Origin of the sequence: Streptomyces sp. CB02959 (assembly GCF_002803155.1) — a bacterium.
Taxonomy (GTDB): Bacteria; Actinomycetota; Actinomycetes; order Streptomycetales; family Streptomycetaceae; genus Streptomyces.
The window spans coordinates 1-26,376 of the sequence record NZ_NNBP01000030.1; the positions used below are offsets into that span (position 1 = coordinate 1).

Consider the following 26,376-nt stretch of genomic DNA (forward strand, 5'->3'; position numbering starts at 1 on the left):
TTGTAGATTCTCATTGGAGATGTCGTTGTCTCAGCGTTTTGTCATCAACTTGTCGCCCAGAGCCCCAGATCCACGGGCCTGCTGTACGTGACCGACGAACGCCACCTCGGTTCGAGAACCAGCCTTTCGCTTGGTTTGCCGTGCCTTTCCCGCAGGTTACCGCTGGCCGCAGGCCATTGTCCCGGTGTCGGTATCACCTACACAGGGGGTCTTCGTGGCACGCGCTTCAAGCAGGAACGGCACGACAGAAGGTGAGACGGTTTCCGTCCGCTATCGGCAGGCGGATGGTCAGCTCGTTGAGACGGGCCTGGACCGGCTCGTCGTCGCCGAGGTGACCGGCGGTCTGCCGGTGCGGGATTTCCGCTGGTACAAGGGCCGTCGTCATTACTCGGGCTGGTACTACGCCGCCACGGTTGGTCGGCTGGTGGCCTACGAGAGCCTGCTGGAGCTGGCTCGCATTCTGCTGGCCGACTTCGACCCCGGGGTGGTGGAGATCGCCTCCCAGCCCTTCCATCTGGCCGGCCGCGATGGCGACCGGCTACGGCAGCACGTTCCTGACCTGCTGCTTGTCCACGCCGACGGTCTGGTGACCGTCGTTGATGTCAAAGCCCCCTCACGCATGAAGGACCCGAAAGTGACTGCACAGTTCGCATGGACGCACCGTGTGTGCGCTCGCCGCGGCTGGGCCTATGAGACCTGGTCGGGCGGCGATCCCGTCGTGGTGGAGAACGTGCGGTTCCTCGCAGGCTTTCGGCGCCCTGAGCTGCTGGAGACGGACCGGATGCCCGCGGTCATCGCCGCGGCCCGAGAGCAGTCGACCATTGGCGGCATCGAGGCAGCGTTGGCCGACGAGATGCCGCGGGAAGCGGTGCGTCCGCTGGTGCTGCACCTGATCTGGTCAGGATCCCTGCTCGCGGACCTGCGCCGGCCGATGGGCTCGGCGACGACGTTCGAGGTGGTGGCATGAGCGACCGGGCAGTGACCGTTTTCCCTGGAGTTCGGCTGCTCTACTGCGGCGACGTGGTCGAGGTGGTCGAGCTCGAAGGGCTCGTCGCCACGCTGCGCAATGAGCGGACGGGCGAGTTCAGCACGTTGCCTCTCGGGCGGCTGGCCGCCGGCGCCCGGTCCCTGGACGAGGGGACAGAGCCGGAATGTCAGGAGGCGTCCGTCCTGCTGGCGAATCTGTCTGCCGCCCAGCGCGCGAAGCTGCGGGAACGGGCCCGGCACGTGAGGGAAGTGCTGACCGGCTATCGGTCCGGCCACCCGGAATGCGCCGGGGCCAACGAGCCGCACCCACAGTTCCATCCCGATCTGCCGCTTGGCGACCGGACGGCGGCCAAGGCCGCTGAACTGGAGGTTTCGCACCGGACCATCGACAGGTGGGTGGCTGCCTACCGCGAGGCCGGCGAGGCCGGGTTGGTGGACACCCGGGCCCTCAAGGGCCGCGGGTCGCGGGTGGATCCGCGTTGGGAGGAAGCCCTGCGCCGGGTGCTGGCCGAGTCGGTGAACGCCTCGACGCCGACCCGCTCAGCGGTTCTCCGCCGGGTTGAGGACCGGGTGGAGGAAGAGTTCGGTTGCTGGGTGCCGTTGCCGTCCCGCGCTACGGCCTACCGGCGCCTGGCCGAGCTGACCAAGGGCACAAACGCGGTCTCCGGCAGCGCCAAGGCCCGTCGTTCCATCGCAGATCGCCCACGCGGCACCTACGGGCGGCTGCGGGCGACGCGACCGGGTGAGTTCGTGGTGCTCGACACGCAGGACCTGGACATCTTCGCCATGGAGCCGGTCACCTGCCGATGGGTGCCCGTCCAACTCACGGTCGCCCAGGACCTGTTCTCCCGCTGCATCGTGGGCCTGCGGGTGACCGCGTGTTCGACCAAGGCTGTCGACGTCGCCGGGGTGCTGTTCGAGGCGGTCTGCCCGCCGATGGAGAATGCCGCCCGTCCCGAGCTGGCTCCTTACCACGGGCTGTGGGACCAGGTGGTGTTCACCGAGGAAGACCTGGTGCCGGGAAGGGGGCTGTGTCCGCCGGAGACGCTGGTCATCGATCACGGGCGAGCGTTTATGTCCGCGCACGTGATCAGCGTCTGCACCCGGCTGGGCATGTCGATCCAGCCGGCCCAGCCGAAGAAGCCGACCGACAAGCCGACCGTCGAGCGGTTCTTCCGCACCCTGCGCGAGGGGCTGATCCAGCACCTGCCCGCCTACAAGGGCCCGGACGTTCACAGCCGCGGCGAGGGCATCGAGGATCAGGCGTTCTTCTACATCCACGAGGTCGAGGAGGTCATCCGCGAATGGATCAGCGAGGTCTACCACTGTCGCGGGCATGAAGGGCTGGTCGTCCCGCAGTGGCCGAAACTGGAGCTGTCGCCGATGGAGATGCTGCGCATCGGCCTGCACCGGGCCGGACGGCTGCGGATGCCCGCCACTGCTGAGCTGGCGTTCGACTTTCTGCAGGTCAAGCCGCGCACGATCCAGCACTACGGTGTCGACGTTGACGGGCTGCGTTACAACGGGCCCGCGCTGGACGGCTTGCGCGGGGCGACGAGCCCCTACGGCGGCCGGTTCGCCGGCCGGTGGCCGTTCCACGTCAACCCCGACGATGTCCGCTTCGTCTACTTCCAGGACCCCGACGACAACTCCTGGCACGCCCTCCAGTGGGAACACGCCCCAGGGCTGGAGTCCGCCTTCAGCGCGGAAGCCGCCGCCTACGCCCGGCGGCTGGCTGCCCGCACCGGCCGGCACATCAACGCCTCCGAGGCCCTGGGAGATCTGCTGGCTCGCTGGGACCAGGGCATGGTCACCGGCCGGCGCGAGCGCCGCATGGCGGTGCGGTTGTCGGCCGAGCGCAACGCGCTGTCCTTGCCCACCCTGCCCGAACAGGCCACGGCCAGTTCGCCGCCCGAGCTGACAGTGGTGCCTGATCCGCCGGTCGGGGACAGCGACGACGAAGAGGAGATCTTCGATTCGCCGGACGGCGAGGACTACTACGCGGACGCCTTCGAGGTGATCGAATGAGGCAGCCGAACCTGTTCAGTCTCTCCCGCAAGGAAGGCTGGCGACGCTTCGTCGACGAGGCACCGCGGCTCCGGCCCGAGACGCTCACTCTGCGCCAGCTGTCGGCCCTGGGCCAGGAGGCGGCCGAGGACTACAACGACGCCCGGCACGACTGGCACGCCAACTTCGGCATCGTCGCGACCCCGCAGCTGTCCGCTGTCCACGATGAGCTGGACCAGATCGTCGCATCCAACCGGCAGGACGGGGACCGCATCCGCTCGGCCGCGGTGATCGACGCCCTGCCGGGGCTGGGCAAGACCACCATCGCCAACCTCTTCGGCCGCACCTTCGACCGGGGGCAGATGCGCCGCCTGGGCCAGGTCACCACCGCCGGGCACGAACGCATCCCCGTCTTCCGCGTCGGGCTGACCTCCAACACCACCCTTCGGACCTTGAACCGGATGATCTGCGAGTTCTACGGCCACCCCGCCACCGACCGGGCCAACGCCGCCACCCTGGCCAGCCACGCACTGGACTGCGTGCTGTCCTGCGAGACCCAGCTGGGCATCATCGACGACGTCCACTTCATCGACCTGGACCGCCGCGACGGCCTCGCGGTCTCCAACCACCTGAAGTGGCTGGCCAACGAGCTGCCCGTCACCTTCGTCTATGTCGGCGTCGGCCTCGCCGAGCGCCGGTTCTTCGCCGACGGCCTGTCGGGCAAGAACGTGGTCCTGGCCCAGACCGCCCGCCGCTGGACCCGCCTGGGGGTCGCTCCCTTCAGCCTCACCGACGAGACGGGGCGCCGGCACTGGCGAAGCCTGCTCAAGGCCACCGAACGGCAACTCGTCCTCGCCGAGCACCGACCCGGCCAGCTGACGAATCTGGACGGCTACCTCTTCGAACGCACCAGCGGCCACATCGGGTCGTACTTCACGCTGCTGATGCGGGGCTGCTACCGCGCCATCCGCACGGGCGGCGAGGCCCTCACCCGCGATCTGCTGGACGAGGTCCGCCTCGATGAAGCCTCCGAACAGGCCCGCAAACAGCTGGCCGCGTCCCTCGCCCACCGGCGACAGACCGCCGGGACGGAGGCCGCCTCATGACCCCGCTGCGCGTGCTGCCTTTGCGCGTCGCTCCCCTGCCCGGGGAGGGCCTGGACAGCTGGCTGGAGGCCCTCGCCCGCCGCAACGGGCTGCCGATCCAACCCCTGCTGAAGGTCCTGCACCTGCCCCCGTTCCTCGCCACCCGCTCGCTGGTCACCAGTCTGGAACCGCACGTCCTGCGGCAGCTGGAGCACGTTGCCGCTCTGCCCGCAGGCCGTCTCGATGCGACGGTGCTCGGCGGCGGATTCCCGCTGGGCCCGCAGCGCGAGCCCCGCTGCCGGTTCTGCCCGCAGTGCCTGAGCGAGCGCGACGGCCGCTGGCTGCTGCACTGGTGGCTGCCCTGGACGTTCGCCTGCACCACTCACCAGGTGCTGCTGCACGACGTCTGCCCGCGCTGCCACACCGCGCCTCGGCGGGCGATGCCACGGCGGACGCACCGCAGCGCCCCCGGCAGCTGCCTGCGCACAGGCAGGGACACCTCGACCTGCGGCACCGACCTGAGCACGGCACCGGCGATCGTGCTGCCGACCGGGCATCGGCTGCTGGAGGCCCAAGCCTGGATCGATGCTCTGCTGGCCCAGCCCGACCAGGCCGAAGCCCACACGGTCTTCTCCGACTTGAACGCCTGCACCTCCTGGCTGCTGCGCTCGCTCACCACCGCCGATCTTCACGGCCTGGGAGCCGTGGTGCTCGACGACTGGAGCCGTCAGCCGCCACCGTCCCCCAAGGCCCGCCTGCGGCCGCTGTCCGCCGCGGCCCGCGGCGCCCTCGCCCAGGCCGCTCAGCCGATCCTGGCCGGCACGGACGCCGAGGCCATCGAGGCCATCCGACACCTGCGCCGGCAAGGAGAAGCCACAGGGTCTCCCGCACCGCAGGGAATGGACTTCCATCCCTGGCACCAGCTCTCCGCCGACGCCCACCGACGGTTCCTTCAGGCCGCCGACCCGCAGATGCGCCCGATGGACCGGCTGCGTCTGCGCTCGGCCACAGACCGCGCCGGCTATCCGTCAGCCGACTCCGCGGTCTCGACCAACCGCCTCCGCCACCTTCCCCAACTGCTCTGGCCCACCTGGACGGTCCAGCTCATGCCGCGCGAAGGCACGGACGAGGACTACTTCCGGGCCATGGCCTCGGCACTGCTGCTCCTGCCCGGCCAGCCGCAGCAGAGCACCCGCGAGATCACCGACCGGCTCCACCCCTACCTGTCGGACACCATGGGCCTGGTCCTGCGACGGAGCATCGAGAAGCACCCGGAGGTGCTCACCGCGCTCAGCCGCCTTGCCGACCATCTCGATGACCACGGCAGCGCCATCGACTACCAGCGGCGCCGGGACCTCATCCCAGGGGAGCCCATCACCTGGGACGCCTGGAAACAGCTCTGCTTCGACACCGGGACACAACCCGGCGAATCCCCCACCAGCACCTCCCAGACGCCCCGCTTCGTCCAGGCCCAGCGCTACCTCCACCAGCTGCTGACCGGCTCCGACCTCGCCGACCCCGCCCACCCCTTGGCCTGGCAGTCAGCCGGCGACCGCAGCCGCTACCTCGCCTTCCTGCCCACCCTCACCCTCGACCAGCGCCAAGCCCTGCACGCCCACGCCCGCACCCTCCTCGCTCAGCTGAACATCGCCGAACCCCACACCTGGGAACCACCCGAAGACCTCGCGACCGGCCTGACCCTGCCCGGCCGGCCGCTGAGCGACATCGACCTGGAAGCCCTGGACCGCATCGTCTGCGTCGAACAACGCACCCCCGGTGAAGCGGCCCAGCAACTGGGCACCACCCTCACCCACGTCCGCTTCGCGCTGGAACACGTCGGCCCCAGGCCGCGGCAGTGGACCAGCCCCACCTCCCCGCTGGTCTCCTGGCAACTGCGCGAACGAGCTCGCGCCACCCTCACCGCTGAGTTCCTCGATCGGGAATACACCCAGCAGGAAAAGCCCCTCACCCAGATCGCCCAGGAGACCGATCTGCCCCGTCACATCGTGGTCGAACGGGCCAAAGACCTCGGGCTGACCATCTACCGCACCCGCCGCCCGCTGCCCATCGACGAGAACTGGCTGCGCGAGCAATACCTCACCCACCAGCGCTCCACCTACAACATCGCCCTGCAGCTCGACACCGAGGACGAGACGATCCGACGCCGCCTCCAGCGCCTCGGCATCCCCCTGCGAGCCCAGGGCGTTCACAGCCGGACAGTCATGATCGCCAAGCTCGACACGTCCATCCCCCGCGACATCCGCGCGGCCGTCGAGGGCACCCTGCACGGCTGGCTCCGGCTCCACCGCTTCCACATCACGATGTCCTTCCCGAACCTCACCACCGCCGGCGCCTACCTCGGCGCCGAGCAGAGGGCCCTGACCACACAGTTTCAGCGCCTCGAAGCCGACATCGGCCATCCCCTCTATCACCGCTCCGTCCAGACCACCCCCCAACGCCCCACGAGCCGCGGCAAATCACTGCTCCGCAACATCCAGCGCCCCGAAGTCCAGGCACTGATGAACAACGCCCTCTCCCCCACCCAGATGCTCCCGATGTCCGACGTCAGCACGATCGCCGAAGCCGAGGCCGCCGCCCGCCACCGGGGCAAGCGCGGCCCGCTGAAGCCCTTCGACGGCATCGCCGTCGAACGAATCCGCATCCGTCAGGAAACCCTCACGCTGCTGCAAGACCTTCTCGACCACGCCGACCAGGAGTTCTACGGAGCCCAGGTCCACAGTCGAACCGACCTGCCGCAAGGCACCGTCTCCGACCAGCTCCGGCGACTCCGACAAGCCGGCTGGCTGACCAGCCGCCCCGAAGATGACGGCAGCTGGATGCGCCGAGCGACACCCGGACGCGGCCCCGGACGACGCATCACCTACTACTCGCTCACACCCGAGGGCCGCCGCGCCGCAGCCCACGAACTGCACACCCGCAGGTTCCCGGCTCCTAGGAATTCGACAGAACGGTGGGACGAATCCACCGACAGAACGTCGAGACACCGGTCTGAAGCCGCAGGTCACGCCGACCGCGGACGACAGAAATAACCGGAACCTACACGTGTCCCGCCTGGCCCCTGGAAGCCGGGCGGGCCCGGCCGGTCACCTCCGCGCCCCGAGCGCCTCCTCCCCCTTCTTCTTCCCCTTCCCCGCTGGGCCATCCGGCCTGCCATGCAAGGAGCTTTGCCATACCCATGTCTCTCGCAGACCACGTGGTCTACCTCGCCTACAACCCAGGCGTCTCTCCCTCCGACGGGGGCCTGCCTGGCCTTTCCGTGCTGAAGAACGTCGTCAACAGCATCAACCTGTTCGGCATCGTGGCCGTCGTCGGTGCCCTGGCCGTCTCTCTCGGTGTATGGGCTTGGGGCCACCACACCGGGGGTCACCAGGCCGAAGCCAACGGCAAGAAGGGTGCCGTGGTCGCCGCCGGCGCCGCCCTGGGCCTGGGAGCCGCGAACGGCATCGTCGCCTTCTTCTCGGCTCTGGGGTCGCAGGTCCACTAGATGCCGAACCGATTCAGCTCCCCGCCTTCGGGCTATGGCGCCACCTGGTCGACGAAACGCCGCGTCCTGGTCGTCGCCGTCGTCATCGCCGCGCTGCTCGCCGTCGCCGGCATCGCCGCCTGGTTCACCGGGCACGACGGACACCACCACGACGCCAGCGCCACGCCGTCCGTGACGGACAGCACCACGCCCTCCGCGGATCCCACGCCGACGGCGACGCCACCGGGCGCCGGATCGGTGCCCAAGCCCCCGCGGATCAGTGATCCCTTCGCCTACTCCAAGGCCGCCGCCGCGATGCTGTGGTCCTACGACACCCGCGACACCAGCCGCGACCAGGAACTGGCCGGCATGAAGACGTGGATGACCGCCGAGGCCAAGTACGCCGACTGGGACTCGGTCACCGGTCAGGTTCCGGACCCGGTGCTGTGGTCGCGCCTGGGCGACAACGCCCAGCACGCCTCCGCCAAGGTCACCGACGCGCACTACCCGTCCGCGTTCAAGCAGGCCCTGGCCGACGACCCCTCCGCGATCACCGAGGCGTACATCTACTACGTCACCGTCACCGGCACGCAGAAGATCGCCTGGAAGAAGGGCGGCAGCGGAGCCGAGGACCGCTCGGTGACCCTCGCCGTGCAGTGCCGGCCCTCCCGCGACTGCTCTCTGGTCGCCATCGCCCCCACCGTCGCGCCCTGACCCCAACCCCATCTGAAAGGAGGGACAACTCCCCTTGGGCTTCTGCAACCTCCCCCTCGCGGACAAGGTGTGCGCCGTCGGCGACGCGGTCGACTTCGTCTCCGACCCCGGCAAGGCGATCGGCAACTGGATGGCCAAGAGCGCCGGCGAACTCGCCGCCGCCGCAGCCGATCTGGCCGCCAAAGCCGTGAACAACACCACCAACGTGGACCTGAACGCCACATGGTTCCGCGACAACTACGAGATGCTCCTGCCGATCGGCTTGATCATCCTGGTCGGCACGTTCTGCGCGCAGCTCATCAGAGCCGCCGTGAGGCGCGACGGACAAGCCCTCACCCAGGCATTCACCGGCACGATGAGCGGTGTCCTGTTCGCCTTCTGCGCCATCGCGGCGACCACCGTCGCCATCGAAGTGGTCGACGCGCTCTCGGAGGGGCTGTTCTCCTCCGCGCACCTGTCCATCGAATCCGCTGTCCGCCGCATCGTCCTGGTCAGCCAGATCGGCGCACTGTCCGGCATGGGCTGGCTGGTGGCGGTATTTGCCGGGCTAGGCGCAGCCGTCGGGGCGTTCTTGTACTGGTGCGTGATGATGGTCCGCAAGGTCGGCATCCTCGTCCTGGTCACGCTCGCGGTCTTCGCCGGAGCGGGCGGCGGCTGGGAGGCCGCACGCCGGTGGCGCAAGGGCTGGATCGAGGCTACCGCCACCCTCGTGGTCAGCAAGCTGCTGATGACGATCATCTTCGTCCTGGGCATCACCGCCATGGGCAGGACCAACTCCAAGGACGGACTGGCCGCGCTCGCGGACGTCATGTCCGGCATCGTGATCGTGGTGCTGGTCCTGCTCTGCCCGTACGCCGTGTTCAAGTTCGTCCACTGGGCGGCCGACGGCACCAACGGCGAGGACATCCACCGTGCCGGCGGAGCCGGTGCCCAAATGGCCCGCCAGCACGCCGAACGCGCCGGACGCAAGGCCGCGACCATGGCTGCCACTGCCGGAACCGGCGGCGCGGCAGCCGGAGCAGGCGCCGCACCGCAGGGCCCCAACGCCGTGTCCGGCGGCGGATTCCCCGGTGACGTCGCCGCCAATCCCACCGGGGGCGGCAACGGCAAGGAGGGGGGCGGCTCCGGCTCCCAAGGCTCCTCCGGAGGCGACGGGATCAAGAGCGGTCTGGAGAAGGCCGTCCAGCCTCCGCCGACCAGCCCCAGGGACGACACCAGCGGCCAGTTCGGCGGCTCTCCCGGTCAGGGCGGCGCCGGTTCGGGATCACCCGCCGGCCAGGGCGGCAACTTCATGTCCCAGCCCGGGACAGGCGCCTCCACGCCACCGCCGCAGGGCCCACCGCCGGCACCGAACTCCGCCGGCGCCGCCAGCGGGACCGGCACTCCGCCGCCTCCGCCCACCGGCATCTGACCCTTGCCCGACTCCGGGGCGGCACGCTCCGTGCCCTTCGCACAGCGTGCCGCCCCGGACACCACCCGCGTCTTATCGGAACGGCCCTTGTCTGATCTCTCCATCACCCCGCTCACGGTCAAATTCCCCCACAGATCCAGGCGCGGCATCCTGCTGGGCCTCTCCCTGGCCCAACTCGTCCTCGTCTCCTGTGCTCTGGCGCTTTTGCTGGTCACGGTGGTGTCCACCGGGCTGCTCGGTGCCATCACCCTGACCCCGCTATGGGCTGCGGTCACCGCCCTGGTCGCGGTCCGCCGCCACGGCCGCTCGCTGATCGACTGGGCGCCGATCGTCCTGCGCTACGCACGACGGCGCCGCACCGGACAGACCCTGTGGCGCGCCCGGCCCGTCACCCGGCCCCGCCAGGACGGCATCCTGCACCTTCCCGGCAGCGCCGCCTCGCTGCGCGTGGTCACCCCCGGCGACTCGACGAACCAGGCCGCCGCCGTGCACGACCCGCACCAGCAGACCCTGACCGCCGTCGCCCGGGTCTCCAGCCGCGCCTTCGCACTGCTCGACCCGGCAACGCAGAACCACAACGTGGCCGGGTGGGGACGCGCGCTGGCGGGCATCGCCCGCACCGGGCACGTCGCCACCGTGCAGGTCCTGGAACGCACCGTCCCCGACTCCGGCGACACCCTGACCCGCCACTGGACCCAACAGGGCAACCCCCAGACACCGGTCGCCGGACAGGTCTACAGCGAACTGGTCGCCTCCGCAGGCCCTGCCGCCGCACCACACGAGGCATACCTGGCGATCTCCCTGGATCTCAAGGCCGCCAAGCGCCTCATCAGCCAGGCCGGCGGCGGACTCCCGGGTGCGTTCACCGTGATGGAACAGACCACCTCCTCCATCGCCCAGGCTGCCCGCAGCGCCGGACTGACCGTGACCGGCTGGCTCAGCGCCCGCGAAATCGCCGCCGTCATCCGCACCGCCTACGACCCCAAGGCACTGTCCGCTCTGCAGCAGTGGTCGCCATCCGGCCAGGCCGAGGCAGAACCAGCCGCCGCCGGGCCCGTGGTCCAGGTCGAGGAGTACGACCGGCTCGCCACCGACACCGCTCGGCACGCCACCTACTGGGTCGAAGACTGGCCCCGCACCGAAACCAGCCCAGGTTTCCTGCACGGTCTGATGTTCACCACCGGCGTCCGGCGCACCCTCTCCCTCATCTACGTGCCGCAGGGCATCGAGTCCGCGATGCGCGACGTCCAACGCAAGAAGGCCGCGATCATCGCCGACGCCAACGAGCGCGCCCGCCGCGGCCAGGTGGACTCCGAGGCCGACTCCGTCGAGTACGCCGACGTCAAAATCCGCGAACGTCAGTTGATCGCCGGGCACGCCGATGTCGCCCTGACCGGGCTGCTCACCGTCTCCGCCGAGACCGATGCCCTGCTCGATGCCGCCTGCGCGCAGATCGAAGCCGCCGCTGTCACCGCCCAGGTCGACCTGCGGCGCCTCAACTACCAGCAGCCCGACGCGTTCACGCTCGGCGCGCTGCCGCTCGCCCGCACCGCTCTGTGACCCCACCCCGCGGCGCATCCCCGCCGTCAAGGATCCCTTTGCCCTCTGCCCTCCCCGTCGGCGACGCCCACCCGTATCTGCGGGCCGCCAGCGCCGGCGTCCGCCACCACGCACGCGCCCTCACCCAGCAGACCGCTCCGACAAGCGCGGACCGCGTCCACCTCGACGTAGTGCACGCCCATCTGACCGCGCTGCATCAACTGCTCGACCATCTCGCCGAGGTCACCCGGCCCCCGAATCCCGCCGCCGGCCGTCACCTGGCCACCGCGCACACCCGGCTGTGGCAGTCCGCCGCTGCCGTGCACGACGCCTTCCACCTCCTGCCCGCAGTGCACGAGACCGCGCCGGACACCGAATGCCATCCCGAGCGGCTGCCCGAGGGCCCACCCGTCCTGACCATCTGCCAGCGCCACCTCGCCGCAAGCCACCTCGTACGCCGCAAGACCACCCCGAGCGACCTCAACACCCCGCTTCACGGCCACACCACCAGCTGCAGCCGCTAACCCGCCAGCTGAGCGGCACCGCACCGAGACCCCCTCACGTGAAAGCCGTAATGTCATGAACCACCGGCCCGCGCGCCGAGCCCGCCGTGCCAGCGCCAGCCCCCTGTTCACCCCGCACGGCACTGACCGCGCCGCCCGCAAGGCAGCCCGCCGGCAGCTCGCCGAGGCCACCGCGAAAGCCCGAACCGAGGCCGCCGCCCACACGACCGGGACCAGCGCGGAGGAGCAGACGATGCCGTTGCCCCTCTTCCCTCCCGCCGGTCGCCCCGGGCCCGCCTCGGCCCGCAACAACAAGCTCAAGCTGCCCGCCCACCGCATGACCACCGCCACCGCCTCCGGGGCCTACCCCTTCCTCGCCGAAGGCGGGCTGGGCGCGGAAGGCATCTACATCGGCCGCGACGTCCACGCCGAGGCGTCGTTCTGTTTCGATCCGTTCGCCCTTTACGGCAAGATCGAGGGTTTCACCAACCCCAACGTCTTGCTGGCCGGCGTGATCGGCCAGGGCAAGTCCGCTCTCGCCAAGTCCTTCGCGCTCCGCTCGATCGCCTTCGGGTACCGGGTCTACGTCCCCTGTGACCCCAAGGGCGAATGGACGCCTGTGGCCAGAGCTCTGGGCGGCACCTCCATCGCGCTGGGCCCTGGACTGCCCGGAAAGCTCAATCCCCTGGACGCAGCCCCCAGGCCCAACAGCGTCTCCGAGGCCGACTGGGCCAATGAGATCCGCAAGCGCCGCCTGCTGCTGCTCGGCTCCCTGGCCCGCACCGTCCTCGGGCGGGACCTGCTGCCGATGGAGCACACCGGCCTCGACGTCGCTCTGGACGCCGTCGTCACCCGCGCCGCCGCCACCGGCCGCACCCCGCTGCTCGGCGACATCGCCGCCACCCTGAACAACCCCGACGAACTCGACACCGCCGGCGGCATGATGTCCGGCCGCCTCGGCGACGCCTCCCGCGACCTGGCCCACGCCATGCGCCGCCTCGTCCACGGCGACCTCGCCGGCATGTTCGACGCACCGAGCACCGTCGCCTTCGATCCGAACTCGCCGATGCTCACCATCGACCTGTCCCACCTCGGCGGCTCCGGCGACGACACCGCCCTCGTCCTCGCCATGACCTGCGCCTCGGCCTGGATGGAATCCGCCCTGTCCGACCCGAACGGCGGCCGGCGCTGGATCGTCTACGACGAAGCCTGGCGCCTGATGCGCCACCCGGGCCTGCTGCAGCGCATGCAGTCCCAGTGGAAGCTGAGCCGCGGCCTGGGCATCGCCAACCTCATGGTCATCCACCGGCTGTCCGACCTGCTCACCGCCGGCGACGCCGGATCCCGCGGACGCGCCCTGGCCGAAGGACTGCTCGCCGACTGCTCCACCCGCATCATCTACCGGCAAGAGACCGACCAACTCCATGCAGCAGCCGGACTCTTGGGACTCACCTCGGTGGAAACCGACGCCATCGCCCACCTCAACCGGGGCCGCGGACTATGGAAGGTCGCCGGACGATCTTTCATCGTGCAGCACCTCCTGCACCCCCACGAGCTGGCACTCTTCGACACCGACGCCCGCATGCACTGAAAACCCAGTGATGTTCATGAATCCCGATGCCCAGCGCGAACTGATACCTCGCGACTACACCCTCCACGTTATCGGCGCACTCAACGACCTGAAGGCCAAACTCCTCGCCACCGCCGAGAAGTGCCAGCTGCTGGACGACACCGGCCGTGTGCCGGCCGCGCCGTCCTACGCCGAACTGCTCCAGCATGCCGCCGACGCACAGGCCCTCTCGGCCGACGTCGTCCGAATGACTGCCGAATTCGCCCGAAGCACCCACAGCACGAACCGCATCGGCAGCGCCGTACTGGCCCACCTCGCGACGGCAGCCACCATGTCGAGCCACGCAGCACCGTACTTCGCCGAGACCGCGGAGAGCGCCCTTTGCCTGCCCCGGTCCTCCAGCCCGACCGACCGGCAGTACCGGGAGAACCGCATGGTCATCGACCACGCCACCGCGCGCGCCTACCTGCGGCGCACGTCGGAATCGCTGCGCGACGCGGCCAACGAACTCGACGCCCACCTCGACTTCCACCGTTTCTTCCCCGCACCGGCCCGACAGCAGAGCCCGGCGACCCCGCCGCCCCGGCCGACTACACGCCACCGCTAGCGAGTCTTCAAGCGAATCCTCGTCCCCAGCAAGGACACACGTGTCTGTGCGGACCGTCCAGTGGTGATGGCCTCGACGTCACAGGGAGTCGAGGCCATCACTCGCGATATCCCGGAATATAGGCAGTGGACCGGGAGAATCTGTTGCGTCAGGAAGCGGGCTTGTCCCAGATGATCAGGACGTAGCCATTGCCGCCGGGCTGCCCGTCTGTGCCGAACAGTCCGCCGTGCCCGGCCTGCCCACTACCCTCGGGGCGGCGGTTGATCCCGACCCCGCCGCGCCCACCCTTGCCGCCGTCGCCGCCCGTCCCGCCCGTACCGCCGGCGCCGCCCAGGCCCACGTTCTCCGGGGGTGCGATGTCGGTGTATTGGGGCTTGGCACCCTGGCCGCCCGTGCCGCCGGCGGCACCCTTGCCGGGTTCACCGGCCTCTCCGCCCGGCTGGCCCTGCAGGCCGATGCTGCCGTCGCCGCCGCGTGTGCCGACCGTGCCCTGGCTGCCGTTCTGACCCTGACCGCCGGCCCTGGAGTCGTAGCAGGCTCCCGTGACTCCCTCGCCGACGGTCCCGCAGGCCCCTACGTCACCTACGGGCTGGGCTGCACCACCACCGCCGGGCGCACCGGCGTCACCACCGCGGTAGCGGTAAGGGGGCTCCCAGACGCAGTTGGGCAAGGTATGGCCGGCGCAGCCGCCCTTGCCGCCGTGTCCGCCGGCGCCGGGATGGCCAGCGGAGCCGCCGTTGACGGCGAGCAGCCAGCGGCGGGACGCGATGTCGGTGATCTTGGAGCCGCCGCCGATGCCGCCCGTGCCGGGGCGGTAGGCGTCCTGCCCGGCCTTCCCGTCCTCGTCCTTGGAGCCCGCTCCGCCGTGGCTGCCCACCCGGGCGGCGGTGCCGGCCTTTCCGCCTGTGCCAACAGCCACCTTCAGCTTCTGCCCGGGGTGCACCTTGACCCTGCCGAAGGCGTAGCCGCCGCTGGAGCCGCCGTTGCCGCCCGCACCGCCGCCGCCCCCGCCACCGCCACCACCACCGGGGTGCCGGGCGTTGGTGGCGAGGCTCACAGCGGTGCCGCCGCCACCACCGCCACCACCGCCGGTGGAACCACCGGCGCCACCGGCGCCCGCACCCCACACGTACATGGTGATGTACTCGACACCGGCCGGCACGGTGAACTCGGCGTACCCCCAGTCGTTTGTGAACTCCGCACGGCAGGTCCTCTCCCCGCACGTCGTACTGTCCGCCTGAGCGGGCGGCGACACGGTGCACAGGGTGCCCGCCACCAAGGGCGCGACGAGCAAGGTTCGAAGCACATGACGAATCAAGACCAACTACCTCGTTCTGCAGGCCAGTTCACTTAGTCCCAGCCAGCTAAGAGCCAAGTGCGAACCCCGCAGATCCACTCGGCACATCAACCACCCGAACGAGCGACGTGCACCGCAAGGCGCTGGTCCTGGCGCGCCCGAGACCACGTCCCGGGCAGAGCCGTGCGTCCCGATAGCAGGTGCGTGACCACACCAAGGCCAGCATGAGTCCCGCCACGCGACCCGTCGGACACTGCCTAGGGCCCACCGAAGCATCCACGCCGGCATCACCCACTCAAGGAGTCCCCTGAACCGCCCCGCCCACTTCAGCGACGCCGACTGGGCCGAGTACCGACAGTGCCAGGAAGAAGAGGACGAGTTGCTGGCCCAAGTCGCTGACCGGGAAACCAAGCTGAAACTGGGCCTGATCGACCCGTACGACGGGTACGAGTTCACCTGGGAGTACCCCGGCAGCGCTCCCCGGCCTCACGATGGTCAGCCTTCAACGGCGCGGTCCGCCCCGGCCACCCCGCGTCATCGCTCAACGCCCGGCAGCGCGCCCATCGCGGGTCTCCCACCAGGCCCGCCGCGCACCGCCCGCGCCCTTCGTCCCCCGTTCTGAGCCGGCACTCACACCCCCCTGCACCGGCTCCACACCTTGGACCACATGACCGCCCACCGCACCGACTTGGCCTCCTTCGCCGACGCGCTCGCCGCCCGTCTGCCCGGCGTATGGACCAGCCAGTACCACCACCACACGCAACACAATGAACAGTTCGCCCTCGGCGACCAGGTCTGGGACTGCGGACATGTCCAGTGGGCAGTCGCCGAATTCGTCCTTGCCCACGACTCCGTGCTGACCGGTCCGGACGGCGAGCAACTGTGCGTCATCGACCGGCCGCTCCACCGCGACCAATTCCTCGTCACTCCGCTCGCTCCCGAGGCGGGCCTCAAGCCGCACCACTTCGACGGCGTGGCGGAACCAGGCGGAATCAAGGTCACAGGCGACCCTGTCCGCGCTGCCGCCGCGGTCATCCGCCGCGTCCTGCCCCGATACCGGTACGCCTTGGCCGTCGTACGTCACAACGCCGCCCTCCAGCCGGAGCCCCCTCACCGGCCCGGACCACCGCAGGTGACACGCGTCGTCACCCTGACCTGGTACGAGGACGGCGCGCTCGGCACGCCGTACCAGAGCGTTCCCGAGGACGCCCGCATGACGCTGTACGCCCTCGGCTTCCAGTACCACCCCCACCAGGCCGCGTTCCTGCTGCCTGCGGCATACGGCGAGGACGGCCGTGCTCTGCGCGTGCAGGCCCTGGCGCACCAGCTGGCCCACAAGGGCATCGGCGTCAACCTCCGCCACACCACCACATCCGCGCCCACCACCACATCCGCGCACCCGCCCGCTCCCGCACCACCCAGCGCCTCCGCGACCGCCCGCCACCGGTAAGCCGACCCCAGCCGCGCTCGCGCCTTCCCCCTCTTTTCCTCACCTGCGTGTAGGAGCCTTGATGCCACATCCCGACTTCGAGCTGTACGACAACGTCGGACGCGATGCCGACCAGATCGCCGCCGCCCACTACGGCATCGCCACCCGAGACGACCTGCTGCGCTGGGCGAAACGGGACGCCGAGCCGTTCCTGGCCCAGCACCCGCTGCCCGAGCAGAGCCTGCCGAGCCCCGACCTTCGCCCCTATCTCGACGCTCTCGCCACCGCCGAGACACCAGCGCAGGCCAGTGCGGTCACCCGACATCTGCTGGATGCGGCCGAACCGGTCCTCTAGGCGGTGAGCGACTACCTTGTGGCCGCCGCCCGCTGGCGCGGCCACAACCGCAGAGCGGAGCCGGGGTCTCCGCCGAAGGCGCTGATGACAGCCGCCAGCCGCAGCCTGTCCGTGCTGGCCATCGCTGACCAAGCAGACCTGGCGATCCTACGCGCCGAATACGACCCGGCACCGACCCCGCCCCTCCCACCCCAGGGGCGGACTGCGCCCGGCCTTCCGCCGCCCCTCCCACCGGCCCGACACACGGCCGGTAGCCCGCCCACACTTCTGGAGCCCCTCCTGTCAACCCGATCCTTCATCGCCCGTCCCACGCAGACCGGCTACGCCGGCATAACCGGCTACGAGGGCATCTACGTCCACACCGACGGTGTGCCGAGCCACCACCTGCCGCTCCTCCTCACCGCTTTTCGGTACCGGTTCCGCCAGAACCTGGAAGCCATGTCGCGCCACCTCGTGGACGACGTTGCCATCGGCTGGGACGAGTTGGGCACCGACCTTCTCCACGGCGCTCCGCCCGCGCTCGTCGCTGCCCTGACCGGCGGCGATCAGTGGCCCAGCCGCACCCTCGACAACCTGATCACCCCGGACGGCGCCCCGCCGGCGCGGATGACCGTCACCGACTACACCGCCGACGAGCAGGACCTGCAATGGGGCTACATCTTGCACCCGGAGGGGATCGAAGTGATCAGCCTGCTCCACGAAGACATCGGCCCGTTCGTGGACTGGAACACCGACCCCCGCACTGCCTTCAGCGACAACCCCGCACGCTGGTCCTCTACCGCGCCGCCCCCAGTCATCCAAGCCCCGCGCATCGCCGCACCCCAGGCCGCCGCTGGCGCCGCCACCCCCGCGCGGGGCGTACCGGCCCACCCAGCCGCACGCCGCTAACCCCAACCTCTCCCCACCTGCCGAAGGACCTCCCCTGCCCACGTCCGACACGCCCCTGATCACCGTCGTTATCGCCACCCAGCTGCACGAGGACCGGCTCGGCTACCTGACCGCCATGCACGCCAGCCTCACCCGGCAGTCCGTACCCTGGGAGGCGGTTGTCGCGATCGACGGGGCCGATTCAGCGCGCCTGCCCGCCCCGCTCGCCGGCGACCCGCGCGTGCGCGCCCTCGCCCTGCCGCGGCCAGTCGGCGCCGCCCGCGCCCGGAAATTCGCGCTGGCCCAGGTTCGCACCGAGTACGTGAACTGGGCCGACGACGATGACGAATTCAGTGACGACGCCATGGCGGCGCGACTGGACATCCTGGAAGCAACCGGGCTGGGCTGGTGCGCCGGGTGGAGCGAGGACCTTCACCCCGACGGGTCGTCCACCTTGTGGCGCTGCCCCACGCCGCCCGGCCGGCACGAGGCCGGCGACGTGTGGACGTACTGGCGGTCGCCCGCGGACACCATCCCGATCGGGCCGACCACGATCCTCGCCCGCACCGAGCTGGTGCGCGCCGCCCCCATGGGCGGCCTCGTCCAGGGCGAGGACTACATGGCGGCCGTCGGCGTGACCAACCTCGCCCCCGGAATCCTTCTGCCCCAGCCTGTGTATAGGTACCGCAAGCACCCTGGCCAGCTCACCGCCCAGCGCGGATACGACCAGCTGGAGGCAGCCGCCCGCGAGCACGCCTGGCACTACGGTCGCAGCCTTCGCTCCGTCGTCTGCCGTGAGATGCCCGCCCATGGCTGACGCGCAGATCATCCTCGCCTACAGCCGGGATGCCGGCATCGTCGCCATCGCATCCGGCACGAAGTACCAGGCCGCGCAAGGCGCGCTGCAGGATTCCGGATTCCATCGAGACGCAGCCGGGGTGTACCGCCTGCAGGCCGAGGATCCGGACGCCTCCCGCACCACCGTGACCGGTCTGGTCCGCTCTGCCAAGGCGTACGGCGTCACGGTGACGACCAGCACACGGCGCTTCATCGACGACACCGTCCGTGACATCGCCGTCCTCCTGCCTGGCAATTGGGAGACACAGGTCGAACTGTACTGCCACCCGGTGTGGCAGGAGGACCTCGTGCCATGGCTATGGGACAGCGGCGAACTCGGCCGCGCCGTCCAGAGCGACCGGATCCCCTACGCCGCCACCCTCACCGAATCCGCTTCAGGCACCACCTTGCTGCTCGTCGAGCGCCCCGGCCACCAACTCGACTACCTCGTCGGCGCTTTCACCCCCGAGCCGTTCGACGAAGGGTACGGCGAGCCGCACGCCCCGCGCAGCATCGTCCTGCCGCCCTTCCCCGGCCGCGCGGCGAGGGCGATCACCGACCGGTACCTGCCCGCCTACGACCGGGCCGTCCACGCCCGACGGATCGCCGCAGCGGCCGGCGCCCTCGACCGGATCCGCACCGAGCACGACACCTGGAGTGCGATGGTCGCCTCCAACCGTTACAGCGACGCCACTCCCCTGGACATCGACGCGCTCGGCACCGCGACCGCACAGTTCCTGGATGGCGCCTGGCGCGACTTCCTGACCGTCGTGGACCACGCTCCCGCGCTGCTGGAACGGTGCAGCCCCGCCGCCGCGCCGTGGCCCGAGGACACCGACGCCCTCGCACGGCTTGCCGACGCCCTCGGTGATGCCCAGGCGGTGCGCGAGGAGCTGGCCCGTGGCACCTCGCGCACCCGCCCCGAACTGGGCGCGCGGACGTGGCCGGCCATCGCCACCTGGCTCACCCACAGTGAGCCGTTCCTCCGCCAGGCCCGGGCGGCGACCCCGCACCCACGCTCCGCTCTGGCCGTCGCGGCGCCGCCCCGCATCCTCCCGCCGGGCCGGCCCACACCCCGCCGGTGACCCGCTGTTCCACCGAAAGGTTCACCCGTTGCCCCCTGCCCCCTACTTCGCCTTCGGCACCCATCCCGAGCACGGCTTCGTCGCCACCACCGCGAACGTCCCCACACACCTGGCCCACTGGTTCCTGGTGCGCGAGCAGTTCGTGCCCGTCCTCGCCACACCCGGCCTGTACCGGCTCACCAACCCGGACCAGGACGGCATGCGACGCACCCGGCAAGCCGTACACGATCTGCGCCGCCACGGCTACGCCGTGCAAGCCGACTACTCCCTCGACCCCGCCCTCACCCCTGGCCCTCCCCACAACCCCATCGCCGTCCACGAGTACTCCGAGCGACGCAGTCGGATCGCACGAGCCGCCGCCAGCCGCTCCCCGCAAAGCGGTCCCGCACTGACGACGTCGGTGCCGTCCGCCCGGCCGATCCCGGCGAAGCCCACCTACGCCCCCACCGTCCACCTGACCGCTACCGCCACCGGACGCTCCAGGTGAGCACCGAGCCGATCCGCATCACCCGCGGGCAAGGCGGCGAAGTCGAAGTCGAAGGCACCCTGGACTTGCTGGCTGCAGACGTCCTGCGCCGAGCAGGCTTCCTGTTCCAGCCGACCCTGCGCGGTCACTGGATCCGGCTCCCGTTCGACCTGGGGCGCGACTGGGAGAACGAGCACGCGACGTGGGCGGAGCAGATGCTCACCGCCGCCCGCTACCCGGTGCACCTCGACCCCGACCTGCGCACCGGCACCCTCGAACAGGCTGCACCCCCTGGCCCGGTACGCCCGCCGGCCATGACCGCGCAGGTGCCGCCCGGGCGTCGGGCCCGCCGCTGACGCACCGACCCAGGAGAGACGCATCACCGACATTCCCACAGCCACCGAACTCTCAAGCAGAGCCCGTGACTTCCGGTTGCGCATTGCCGTCATCGACCGCGAGGCCGAGACCACGCTCGACACCACCCGGGATCGCTTCGGACAAACCGTCCACCACCATGCCGCGGCAGCCGCCCGCGCCCGCCGCAACGCCGCAGCCGTCGCGGCATACGCCGCCCATCTCGCCCCGCACGCCACCCACCTTCTGGACGCAGCCCGCAGCAACCTCGACGAACTGCCGCCCGCCCGGCACACCACCGCCTGGCGAACCCTGCTCAATGCCCTCGCCGCCTCCCACGCCGAGATCACCCGCGTCCTGAGCCGCCCCGCAGCCCCCGGCTCGGCCGCCGAGCGCGAGCAGCATCAGCTCCTGTGGCCCCACCTCGCCGCTTGGGCGGACCACAGCACCATCGCCACTGACCTCGCCGACCAGCACCACCAACCCGAGCCCGAACTGGACGCTGAGGAAGCACGGCAGTGGACGCAGAGGGCCCAGGCCGCGCAGCGACGGGGCGAGTTGGACCTGTTCGAGTCGTGGTACATCTCCGACGGCCGGCGCATCACGCTCGCCTACCTGGTCGAGGACGGCACCTCGACCGTGATCGCCCTCACCGGCGACCCGGACGCGCCGGGCTGGCAGGTCATCGGGCACTACGCCCACGAATACTCGGCCGGACAGGCACTGCCCCGCCCAGTTCCACCCGGAATCCTGCGCCCGGACATCTCGCATTTCAACCGCCCGCAACCCGCACCCGAGGTGCCCCTGCAAGAGCTGCTCCAGGACCTCGCCGAGGCGCGCGCCGCAGGCGACGTCTCCGAGACGCTGCTCACCGCCACCCAGCACGGGCACGACGCGGGCCCGATGGTCCGCCTGCAAGAACTCCTGCACAGGGCCAGCCACTTCGCCGGCGCCCTGGAAACCGTGCAGGGCCGGCAGATTGCCGCCCGGCTCGATTCCATCGGCCGACAACTGGACTTCCTCACCCGCGAAGTCCAGGACGCAGCCGAGGACCTCGGAGCCACCGTCGCGGTCCTGCCACCCCACCGCATCCCCACACCGCCGCGGATCCGCCCGCGCCCCGCCCTGGACACCACACCCCCGCCTCCACCTCCCCGCGCCACGACCCCCGCGCATCACCCGTAGCACGCCCTATCCCCGGCAAAATGCCCCGTTGAGCCTGACCGCCTCGGTGGCCCCGGCGCCGCGCAACGCCTCCAGCGCGGCGCCGGGGAGCCCGCACCTCACGCGCTCCCTGTGCTGTCGGCGTTCAACATGCCGATGAAGGCGGCGTTCACGATGCCGACGTCCCGTTCAACGACGACCAAGGGGCTGGTCAGGCGGTGCGTTCATCGGCGAGGTGCCGCCGCCTCACAGTCGCCGGCAGCGCCCCTCACCGTGGGCGGCACCGCCCCACCGCGGATTCACCCCGACCACCTCTGAACCCACTTCACCTGCAAAGAAAGAGAACCCATATGCCTGTTCGAACGAATTGGAATGTTGCCCACAGCTGTGGACACGCCGTGGATCACGACCTGTCCAACCGCCCCGCTGATCGGCGGGCAGGGTTCGCCCGCTGGCTCGAAGGCCGCGAATGCACCGACTGCTGGAAGGCCGCCCGCGACTCCGACAGCGCCAGCAAGGAGGAATGGCTCGCCGCCAAGCGAGCCGAGGAACAGCAGGCCGCTACCGACTGGGCCGAGCAGTTCGCCATGCCGCCGCTCGAAGGCCCCCACAAGGCCCTCGCTTGGGGTGAGCGCTCCCGCCACCAGCTCGTCACCACCGCCTACACCGCGCTGGTGACCGAAGGCAGCTGGGATGAAGCCGACTGGGCCGTGCTGGAGGAGCAGATCCGTGCCGTCACCCGGGCGGGATGGTGGATCGATCAGAGAGACGCCGAGGGCACTGACCTGCCCGAACTCCTGGACGCAGCCAACAGCGACGACCTGGGCACCGAGAACCCGTTCCGGTAGGCGCAGGCCCCTCTATACCCGACGATCCCCGGTTACCGAAACCGGGGATCGTTCGGAGTATTGATCCTCCCACCGCCACCCCGCGCTCGATGTGGAAGGACCAGCTGTGCCCGACGCCGTATCCCGCCCGCCCTACATTCCGGGCGACGTCTTCACCCCCGAACGGGACATCACCCACGCCCACTTCCGCCCCGGCGACAAGGTCGTCGTCCTCAAGGGCGTGGCCGGCAAAGAACTGTGGGGCGATGCGTACAAGGTCGTAACCCCCTCCTGGCACACCCCGACCGACGAGGACGGGTGGCGTCTGTACGACCCCAACGGCGGGGACCGCACCTACATCACCGCTCACCCCCGCTACCTCGTCCACCTCTCTCGCCGGTGCCCCGACTGTCTGATCTACCTGCGCGCTCTGGAGGACTACCTGCTGCCCCAGTTCGCAGACGGCAACGCGGCGGTCGACTGCGGCTGGTACTCGCTCACCCGCCTTAACCAGCTCGTGCACGTGTACGACGCGCGAGGCGACCGGTGACCCATACCCTCAGCACCCCGGACCGCGCTGCGGCTCTGGCACGGGCGGTCTCTCACGCCACTACCACGTTCGCCGATCCGCGGTGGCCCGCGTGCCTGGCCGAGGTCCTGCAGGATCTCAATGCGACCTGGCAGGAATCCGCCCAGGTGTGCGCCGGCGTCGCCTGGCAGGCCCGCGCCACCGGGCACAGTGCACTGGGCGTGCTCCACCCGGATCAGATCACCGGCCACCGGCCAGATCCGGTCACTGGGCGGACGTACCGGCATCTATATCTGAGCACGCTGCGCTACGACTTCCGCTGCCGCACCCTCGAATCCGTCGTCGGCAAGGTCCCAGTGAGCGTGCTCAATCGCGACCCCTACAGCTGGGCGCTGGATGCCTTCGCGCGCCTGGGACAGTCCCGTTCGGAGGGGCTTGCCCGGATGGAGCGGGTCCTCGATACCGCCGGCGATCACCCTGGGACGCTGCACGTCCTGCTGCACGGGGTATGGCTGGGTGGTCTGCTTCCGAGGCGAGCGCACTGGCTGCTGGCGCTGGTGGACCGGCTCCCCGACGGCGGAGCGGGCGATCCGATCGCGCTGTTCCGCAAGTCGTCGGCCCTGCGCTCTCTGGGCCGGTACCCCGAGGCGCTGGACACCATCGACCGCGCTCTGGAGCTGCTGCCTCCCGGCGAACTGGCCGTTCACGCTGACCTGGTGCGCGAACGCGCCCTGGTCACTGCAGCCCACGACCTGACCCAACTCGCCCTACCAGTCGGGAAAGTCGCCCCGTAATGATCCCCCGCATCCACCAGCGGAGCCCCGACGCCGTCGAGGCACTCGGCGAAGCCCTCGGCCGCCCCGTCAGCGACCAGGAGGGCCTGACCGCGCACGCAATGGTCGCCCGCTGGCCGGGCCTGGACTACTACACCCCCGATGACGAGCAGGAGAGGTGGACGTCTGCCGACTGGGCCGAACTCCTCGACGCTCCGATGCGGGATCGCCCCCTCGCCGGCAGCCCGCGCGAGGACCGCCGCGCCATCTGGCACGCGGACGTGCGCCTGCACCCCGGCGACCGCGATCTCACCGGTGCGGAGTGGTCCGAGATCGCCCACCGACTCGCGCGCACCGCGGGCATCCACGCGCCGGGCGACCACCATGGGTGTCGCTGGATCGCCGTCCAGGCCCAGCCCGGCCGCCTCGACCTGCTGGCCAACCTCATCCGCGCCGACGGCACATGGGAAGGACAACCCCACAATTTGGCCAAGGCGTTGATGAGCGAGTGCCGGCGCATTGAGGCCGACTTCGGCCTCACCCCGCCCCGCCAGGGCCGCGTTCCTCAGCGTCCCGCACAGCCCGTTCCTGCGCTCACCAGGGCCACCGGGCACCCCACTGCCCACTCCGCCGAGGAACTGGTCGGCGCCACGGCACAGCTCGCCGAACTGCTGCACCAACTCGCCGACGAGGCCACCGGCCCGGTGGCCACCGGGCGCGGCCTCGTCGAGCACGCGGCCTACCGCCTCGACCGCCTGCCCCACACCTACGGCCCGGCGGCCGGACACCAACTGGAGCTGATCGCCCGCCGTCTGCACAGCATCCAACAGGACCTCGAAGCCACCGCCGCCGCTCTGCCCAGCACCACCCGCAGGCCCGCACCGACCACCCCCGCGATCGCGTCTCCCCAGGCCACCCCCGCACGACCGTCCCGCTGACCCACCAGAAAGATCCTTGTTCTTGGCCCTTGCCGACCGCTTCATAACCCTGGGACGCGATACGCACTCCGGGGAAGTCCTCGCCCGCGGCGGCGACCCCGAAGCCCACAGCATCCTTCAGCGCACCGGCTTCATCCCCGTCGTCCGCCTCCACCAGACGTATCACCGCCTCCCCACCAGCCTGGACGAAGCCGAGGAGAACCGTCTCGCCACTCGCGCCGTGGCCCGGCTGCGCGCCGTGAGCTATCACGTCGAGGCCGACGACGCCTTCGACACGGACCTGCGCGAGGCGCACTACCTGCCGCTCGGCTCCCAGATCGCCCACCTCGCCGAGCAGATCCGCGAAGCCACCACGACCGACGAGGTCGCCGACACACTGACCGAACTGACCGCCACACACGACGGGGTACTGACCGCCCTCGGTCAGGTCCTAGCGGCAACTGCCGAGTTCTACCAGAACCTTGGCCAATCACCGGACCCGTACACCGCAAAGCGACTGCACTACCTCGCCGATCACCGGCTCGGCGTCATCTGGTCCGACTTGGCGCACATGCGCAATGACCTCGCCGACCGGCACCAGGCCCATCCCCAGCGCCGCGCGTGCACCGCCGAGGTCTCACCGGGCGAACGCGAAGCCTCCGCCACCTACGCCTGCCCACCTACCCCGCCACGGCTGTCCACCACCAGCCCCGGCCCCGCCGCACCGAACCCAACGGCCCGGCGGCGCTGACCCTGCACCTTCCTTCCCGAGGAGACCATGCACGACCCCCACACCGACACCGGATACCTCGGCTCCTTCGCCATCATCCTGGCCGGCGAACTGCCCGGCACCTGGAGAAGCCAGTACCACCCGGACCGCGGAGGCAACACCGACCACGACGACCTCACCGTGGATGTCTGGGACATGAACGAGGTCGTCGATGCCATGGCCGACTACATCGTTGACCACTGCGCCGTACTGACCCGCAGCGACGGCACCCGGCTGTTCGTCATGGACCGCAAGGGCCACGACGAGGGATTCCTGATCGCCGCCATGGCCCCCCAGGGCATTCCCCTCGAAGCCTTCCGTGGCGTACGGGAGCCCGACGGCATAGCCGTCGCCGACAATCCGTTCACCGCTGCCAAGGACATCACGCACGGCCTGCTGCCCCGCTACGACAACGCTCTCGCCCAGGTCCGGCACAACGCCGCCCGCCTCACCGCACCGGCCGCAGAGCCCGATCGCGTGGTGATGACCTGGTCCGGCGACGACCTCGTCGTCGAGGCGCCCGAACGCCCCGACATCGCCAAGACGCTGACCGACCACGGCTTCACCTTCGACACACACAGGGACGTCCTCGTCCTGTCCGGTGACGACTCCGCCCGCCAGGGGGCTTGCGTGCGAGCAGCCGGTGCCCGCCTGTCCGAGCTGGGCGTCGGCGTCATCCTGCGTAATCTACCGGCCCGGCCTGCCCTGGGCACCACCGCGGTCGCACCCCCGGCCCCGGCCAGCACGCCCGCAGCACCCCAGTCCACGCCGACCACCAGGCGCCGATAGCCCTGGCCTGC

General features: G+C 70.4%; 26 protein-coding genes. 25 read left to right on the forward strand and 1 reads right to left on the reverse strand.

All coding sequences use genetic code 11. The features are described 5' to 3' along the window. Positions 1 to 214: 214 nt before the first annotated feature. The 11 genes from CG747_RS36695 to CG747_RS36745 all read left to right on the forward strand — a co-directional run bounded on the left by CG747_RS36695 (position 215) and on the right by CG747_RS36745 (position 13,907). Entirely contained in the window at positions 215 to 967 is a 753-nt protein-coding gene (locus tag CG747_RS36695) for a TnsA-like heteromeric transposase endonuclease subunit (protein ID WP_100606240.1), read from the forward strand. Beyond that, on the forward strand, positions 964 to 3,015 hold the full coding sequence (locus tag CG747_RS36700) for a Mu transposase C-terminal domain-containing protein (RefSeq protein ID WP_100606241.1): 2,052 nt from the start codon (positions 964 to 966) through the stop codon (positions 3,013 to 3,015). The genes CG747_RS36695 and CG747_RS36700 overlap by 4 nt, the downstream gene beginning before the upstream one ends. Next, on the forward strand, positions 3,012 to 4,100 hold the full coding sequence (locus tag CG747_RS36705) for an ATP-binding protein (protein ID WP_100606242.1): 1,089 nt from the start codon (positions 3,012 to 3,014) through the stop codon (positions 4,098 to 4,100). Before CG747_RS36700 ends, CG747_RS36705 begins: the two co-directional genes overlap by 4 nt. After that, positions 4,097 to 7,129, forward strand: coding sequence for a TniQ family protein (locus CG747_RS36710; RefSeq protein WP_100606243.1), 3,033 nt, complete (start codon positions 4,097 to 4,099; stop codon positions 7,127 to 7,129). Before CG747_RS36705 ends, CG747_RS36710 begins: the two co-directional genes overlap by 4 nt. A 140-nt stretch (positions 7,130 to 7,269) precedes the next feature. Continuing rightward, positions 7,270 to 7,584, forward strand: coding sequence for a DUF6112 family protein (locus CG747_RS36715; RefSeq protein WP_100606244.1), 315 nt, complete (start codon positions 7,270 to 7,272; stop codon positions 7,582 to 7,584). Further along, on the forward strand, positions 7,585 to 8,277 hold the full coding sequence (locus CG747_RS36720) for a hypothetical protein (protein ID WP_100606245.1): 693 nt from the start codon (positions 7,585 to 7,587) through the stop codon (positions 8,275 to 8,277). It begins immediately after the preceding gene. Positions 8,278 to 8,311: 34 nt separating this feature from the next. Next, positions 8,312 to 9,688, forward strand: coding sequence for an ATP-binding protein (locus CG747_RS36725; protein ID WP_100606246.1), 1,377 nt, complete (start codon positions 8,312 to 8,314; stop codon positions 9,686 to 9,688). 87 nt (positions 9,689 to 9,775) lie between these two features. Next, complete coding sequence (locus CG747_RS36730; protein ID WP_100606247.1) at positions 9,776 to 11,248, forward strand: SCO6880 family protein; 1,473 nt, start codon at positions 9,776 to 9,778, stop codon at positions 11,246 to 11,248. Positions 11,249 to 11,286: 38 nt separating this feature from the next. Further along, a complete protein-coding gene (locus tag CG747_RS36735; protein ID WP_100606248.1) occupies positions 11,287 to 11,751 on the forward strand; it encodes a DUF6238 family protein in 465 nt (154 codons plus the stop codon). 55 nt (positions 11,752 to 11,806) lie between these two features. Then, the gene (locus CG747_RS36740) at positions 11,807 to 13,321 is read left to right on the forward strand and encodes a VirB4 family type IV secretion system protein (protein ID WP_100606249.1); all 1,515 of its coding nucleotides are present in this window, start codon (positions 11,807 to 11,809) and stop codon (positions 13,319 to 13,321) included. A gap of 16 nt (positions 13,322 to 13,337) precedes the next feature. Then, positions 13,338 to 13,907: a hypothetical protein gene (locus tag CG747_RS36745; protein WP_100606317.1), complete on the forward strand. Its 570-nt coding sequence runs from the start codon at positions 13,338 to 13,340 to the stop codon at positions 13,905 to 13,907. Positions 13,908 to 14,055: 148 nt separating this feature from the next. Here CG747_RS36745 and CG747_RS36750 read toward each other — a convergent pair whose 3' ends face one another. Then, on the reverse strand, positions 14,056 to 15,162 hold the full coding sequence (locus CG747_RS36750) for a hypothetical protein (protein ID WP_146022211.1): 1,107 nt from the start codon (positions 15,160 to 15,162) through the stop codon (positions 14,056 to 14,058). 709 nt (positions 15,163 to 15,871) lie between these two features. Between CG747_RS36750 and CG747_RS36760 the strand changes: the two genes are divergently transcribed. The 14 genes from CG747_RS36760 to CG747_RS36825 all read left to right on the forward strand — a co-directional run bounded on the left by CG747_RS36760 (position 15,872) and on the right by CG747_RS36825 (position 26,365). Further along, complete coding sequence (locus CG747_RS36760; protein WP_100606251.1) at positions 15,872 to 16,654, forward strand: hypothetical protein; 783 nt, start codon at positions 15,872 to 15,874, stop codon at positions 16,652 to 16,654. A gap of 61 nt (positions 16,655 to 16,715) precedes the next feature. Next, positions 16,716 to 16,988 (forward strand): hypothetical protein, encoded by a 273-nt coding sequence (locus CG747_RS36765; protein WP_100606252.1) that lies wholly within the window; start codon positions 16,716 to 16,718, stop codon positions 16,986 to 16,988. 3 nt (positions 16,989 to 16,991) lie between these two features. Then, positions 16,992 to 17,876, forward strand: a complete 885-nt coding sequence (locus CG747_RS51110) for a hypothetical protein (protein WP_374701861.1) — start codon at positions 16,992 to 16,994, stop codon at positions 17,874 to 17,876. Positions 17,877 to 17,931: 55 nt separating this feature from the next. After that, positions 17,932 to 18,672 carry a glycosyltransferase gene (locus CG747_RS36775; protein ID WP_100606253.1) on the forward strand — a complete coding sequence of 247 codons (741 nt, stop codon included), beginning with the start codon at positions 17,932 to 17,934 and terminating at the stop codon, positions 18,670 to 18,672. Next, the gene (locus CG747_RS36780) at positions 18,665 to 19,777 is read left to right on the forward strand and encodes a hypothetical protein (RefSeq protein WP_100606254.1); all 1,113 of its coding nucleotides are present in this window, start codon (positions 18,665 to 18,667) and stop codon (positions 19,775 to 19,777) included. Before CG747_RS36775 ends, CG747_RS36780 begins: the two co-directional genes overlap by 8 nt. Positions 19,778 to 19,805: 28 nt before the next feature. Further along, a complete protein-coding gene (locus CG747_RS36785; protein WP_100606255.1) occupies positions 19,806 to 20,264 on the forward strand; it encodes a hypothetical protein in 459 nt (152 codons plus the stop codon). Next, positions 20,261 to 20,599 (forward strand): hypothetical protein, encoded by a 339-nt coding sequence (locus CG747_RS36790; protein ID WP_100606256.1) that lies wholly within the window; start codon positions 20,261 to 20,263, stop codon positions 20,597 to 20,599. Before CG747_RS36785 ends, CG747_RS36790 begins: the two co-directional genes overlap by 4 nt. Before the next feature lie 82 nt (positions 20,600 to 20,681). Next, complete coding sequence (locus CG747_RS36795; RefSeq protein ID WP_257980987.1) at positions 20,682 to 21,782, forward strand: hypothetical protein; 1,101 nt, start codon at positions 20,682 to 20,684, stop codon at positions 21,780 to 21,782. A 377-nt stretch (positions 21,783 to 22,159) separates the two neighbouring features. After that, on the forward strand, positions 22,160 to 22,609 hold the full coding sequence (locus CG747_RS36800) for a hypothetical protein (RefSeq protein ID WP_100606258.1): 450 nt from the start codon (positions 22,160 to 22,162) through the stop codon (positions 22,607 to 22,609). A 106-nt stretch (positions 22,610 to 22,715) separates the two neighbouring features. Continuing rightward, positions 22,716 to 23,138: a hypothetical protein gene (locus CG747_RS36805; protein WP_100606259.1), complete on the forward strand. Its 423-nt coding sequence runs from the start codon at positions 22,716 to 22,718 to the stop codon at positions 23,136 to 23,138. After that, positions 23,135 to 23,911, forward strand: coding sequence for a tetratricopeptide repeat protein (locus tag CG747_RS36810; protein WP_100606260.1), 777 nt, complete (start codon positions 23,135 to 23,137; stop codon positions 23,909 to 23,911). Before CG747_RS36805 ends, CG747_RS36810 begins: the two co-directional genes overlap by 4 nt. Next, entirely contained in the window at positions 23,911 to 24,828 is a 918-nt protein-coding gene (locus CG747_RS36815; protein ID WP_180985850.1) for a hypothetical protein, read from the forward strand. The genes CG747_RS36810 and CG747_RS36815 overlap by 1 nt, the downstream gene beginning before the upstream one ends. Before the next feature lie 16 nt (positions 24,829 to 24,844). Further along, a complete protein-coding gene (locus CG747_RS36820; protein ID WP_308303831.1) occupies positions 24,845 to 25,558 on the forward strand; it encodes a hypothetical protein in 714 nt (237 codons plus the stop codon). A 27-nt stretch (positions 25,559 to 25,585) separates the two neighbouring features. After that, positions 25,586 to 26,365, forward strand: a complete 780-nt coding sequence (locus CG747_RS36825) for a hypothetical protein (protein WP_100606262.1) — start codon at positions 25,586 to 25,588, stop codon at positions 26,363 to 26,365. The last annotated feature ends 11 nt before the right edge of the window (positions 26,366 to 26,376 follow it).

What these genes read in the sequence shown, in the direction of transcription:
- CG747_RS36745 (WP_100606317.1), top strand. Translation starts at nt 13,338, where the DNA reads ATGAATCCCGATGCCCAGCGCGAACTGATACCTCGCGACTACACCCTC.
- CG747_RS36700 (WP_100606241.1), top strand. Translation starts at nt 964, where the DNA reads ATGAGCGACCGGGCAGTGACCGTTTTCCCTGGAGTTCGGCTGCTCTAC.
- CG747_RS36740 (WP_100606249.1), top strand. Translation starts at nt 11,807, where the DNA reads ATGAACCACCGGCCCGCGCGCCGAGCCCGCCGTGCCAGCGCCAGCCCC.
- CG747_RS36765 (WP_100606252.1), top strand. Translation starts at nt 16,716, where the DNA reads ATGCCACATCCCGACTTCGAGCTGTACGACAACGTCGGACGCGATGCC.
- CG747_RS36780 (WP_100606254.1), top strand. Translation starts at nt 18,665, where the DNA reads ATGGCTGACGCGCAGATCATCCTCGCCTACAGCCGGGATGCCGGCATC.
- CG747_RS36720 (WP_100606245.1), top strand. Translation starts at nt 7,585, where the DNA reads ATGCCGAACCGATTCAGCTCCCCGCCTTCGGGCTATGGCGCCACCTGG.
- CG747_RS36815 (WP_180985850.1), top strand. Translation starts at nt 23,911, where the DNA reads ATGATCCCCCGCATCCACCAGCGGAGCCCCGACGCCGTCGAGGCACTC.
- CG747_RS36825 (WP_100606262.1), top strand. Translation starts at nt 25,586, where the DNA reads ATGCACGACCCCCACACCGACACCGGATACCTCGGCTCCTTCGCCATC.
- CG747_RS36705 (WP_100606242.1), top strand. Translation starts at nt 3,012, where the DNA reads ATGAGGCAGCCGAACCTGTTCAGTCTCTCCCGCAAGGAAGGCTGGCGA.
- CG747_RS36760 (WP_100606251.1), top strand. Translation starts at nt 15,872, where the DNA reads ATGACCGCCCACCGCACCGACTTGGCCTCCTTCGCCGACGCGCTCGCC.
- CG747_RS36710 (WP_100606243.1), top strand. Translation starts at nt 4,097, where the DNA reads ATGACCCCGCTGCGCGTGCTGCCTTTGCGCGTCGCTCCCCTGCCCGGG.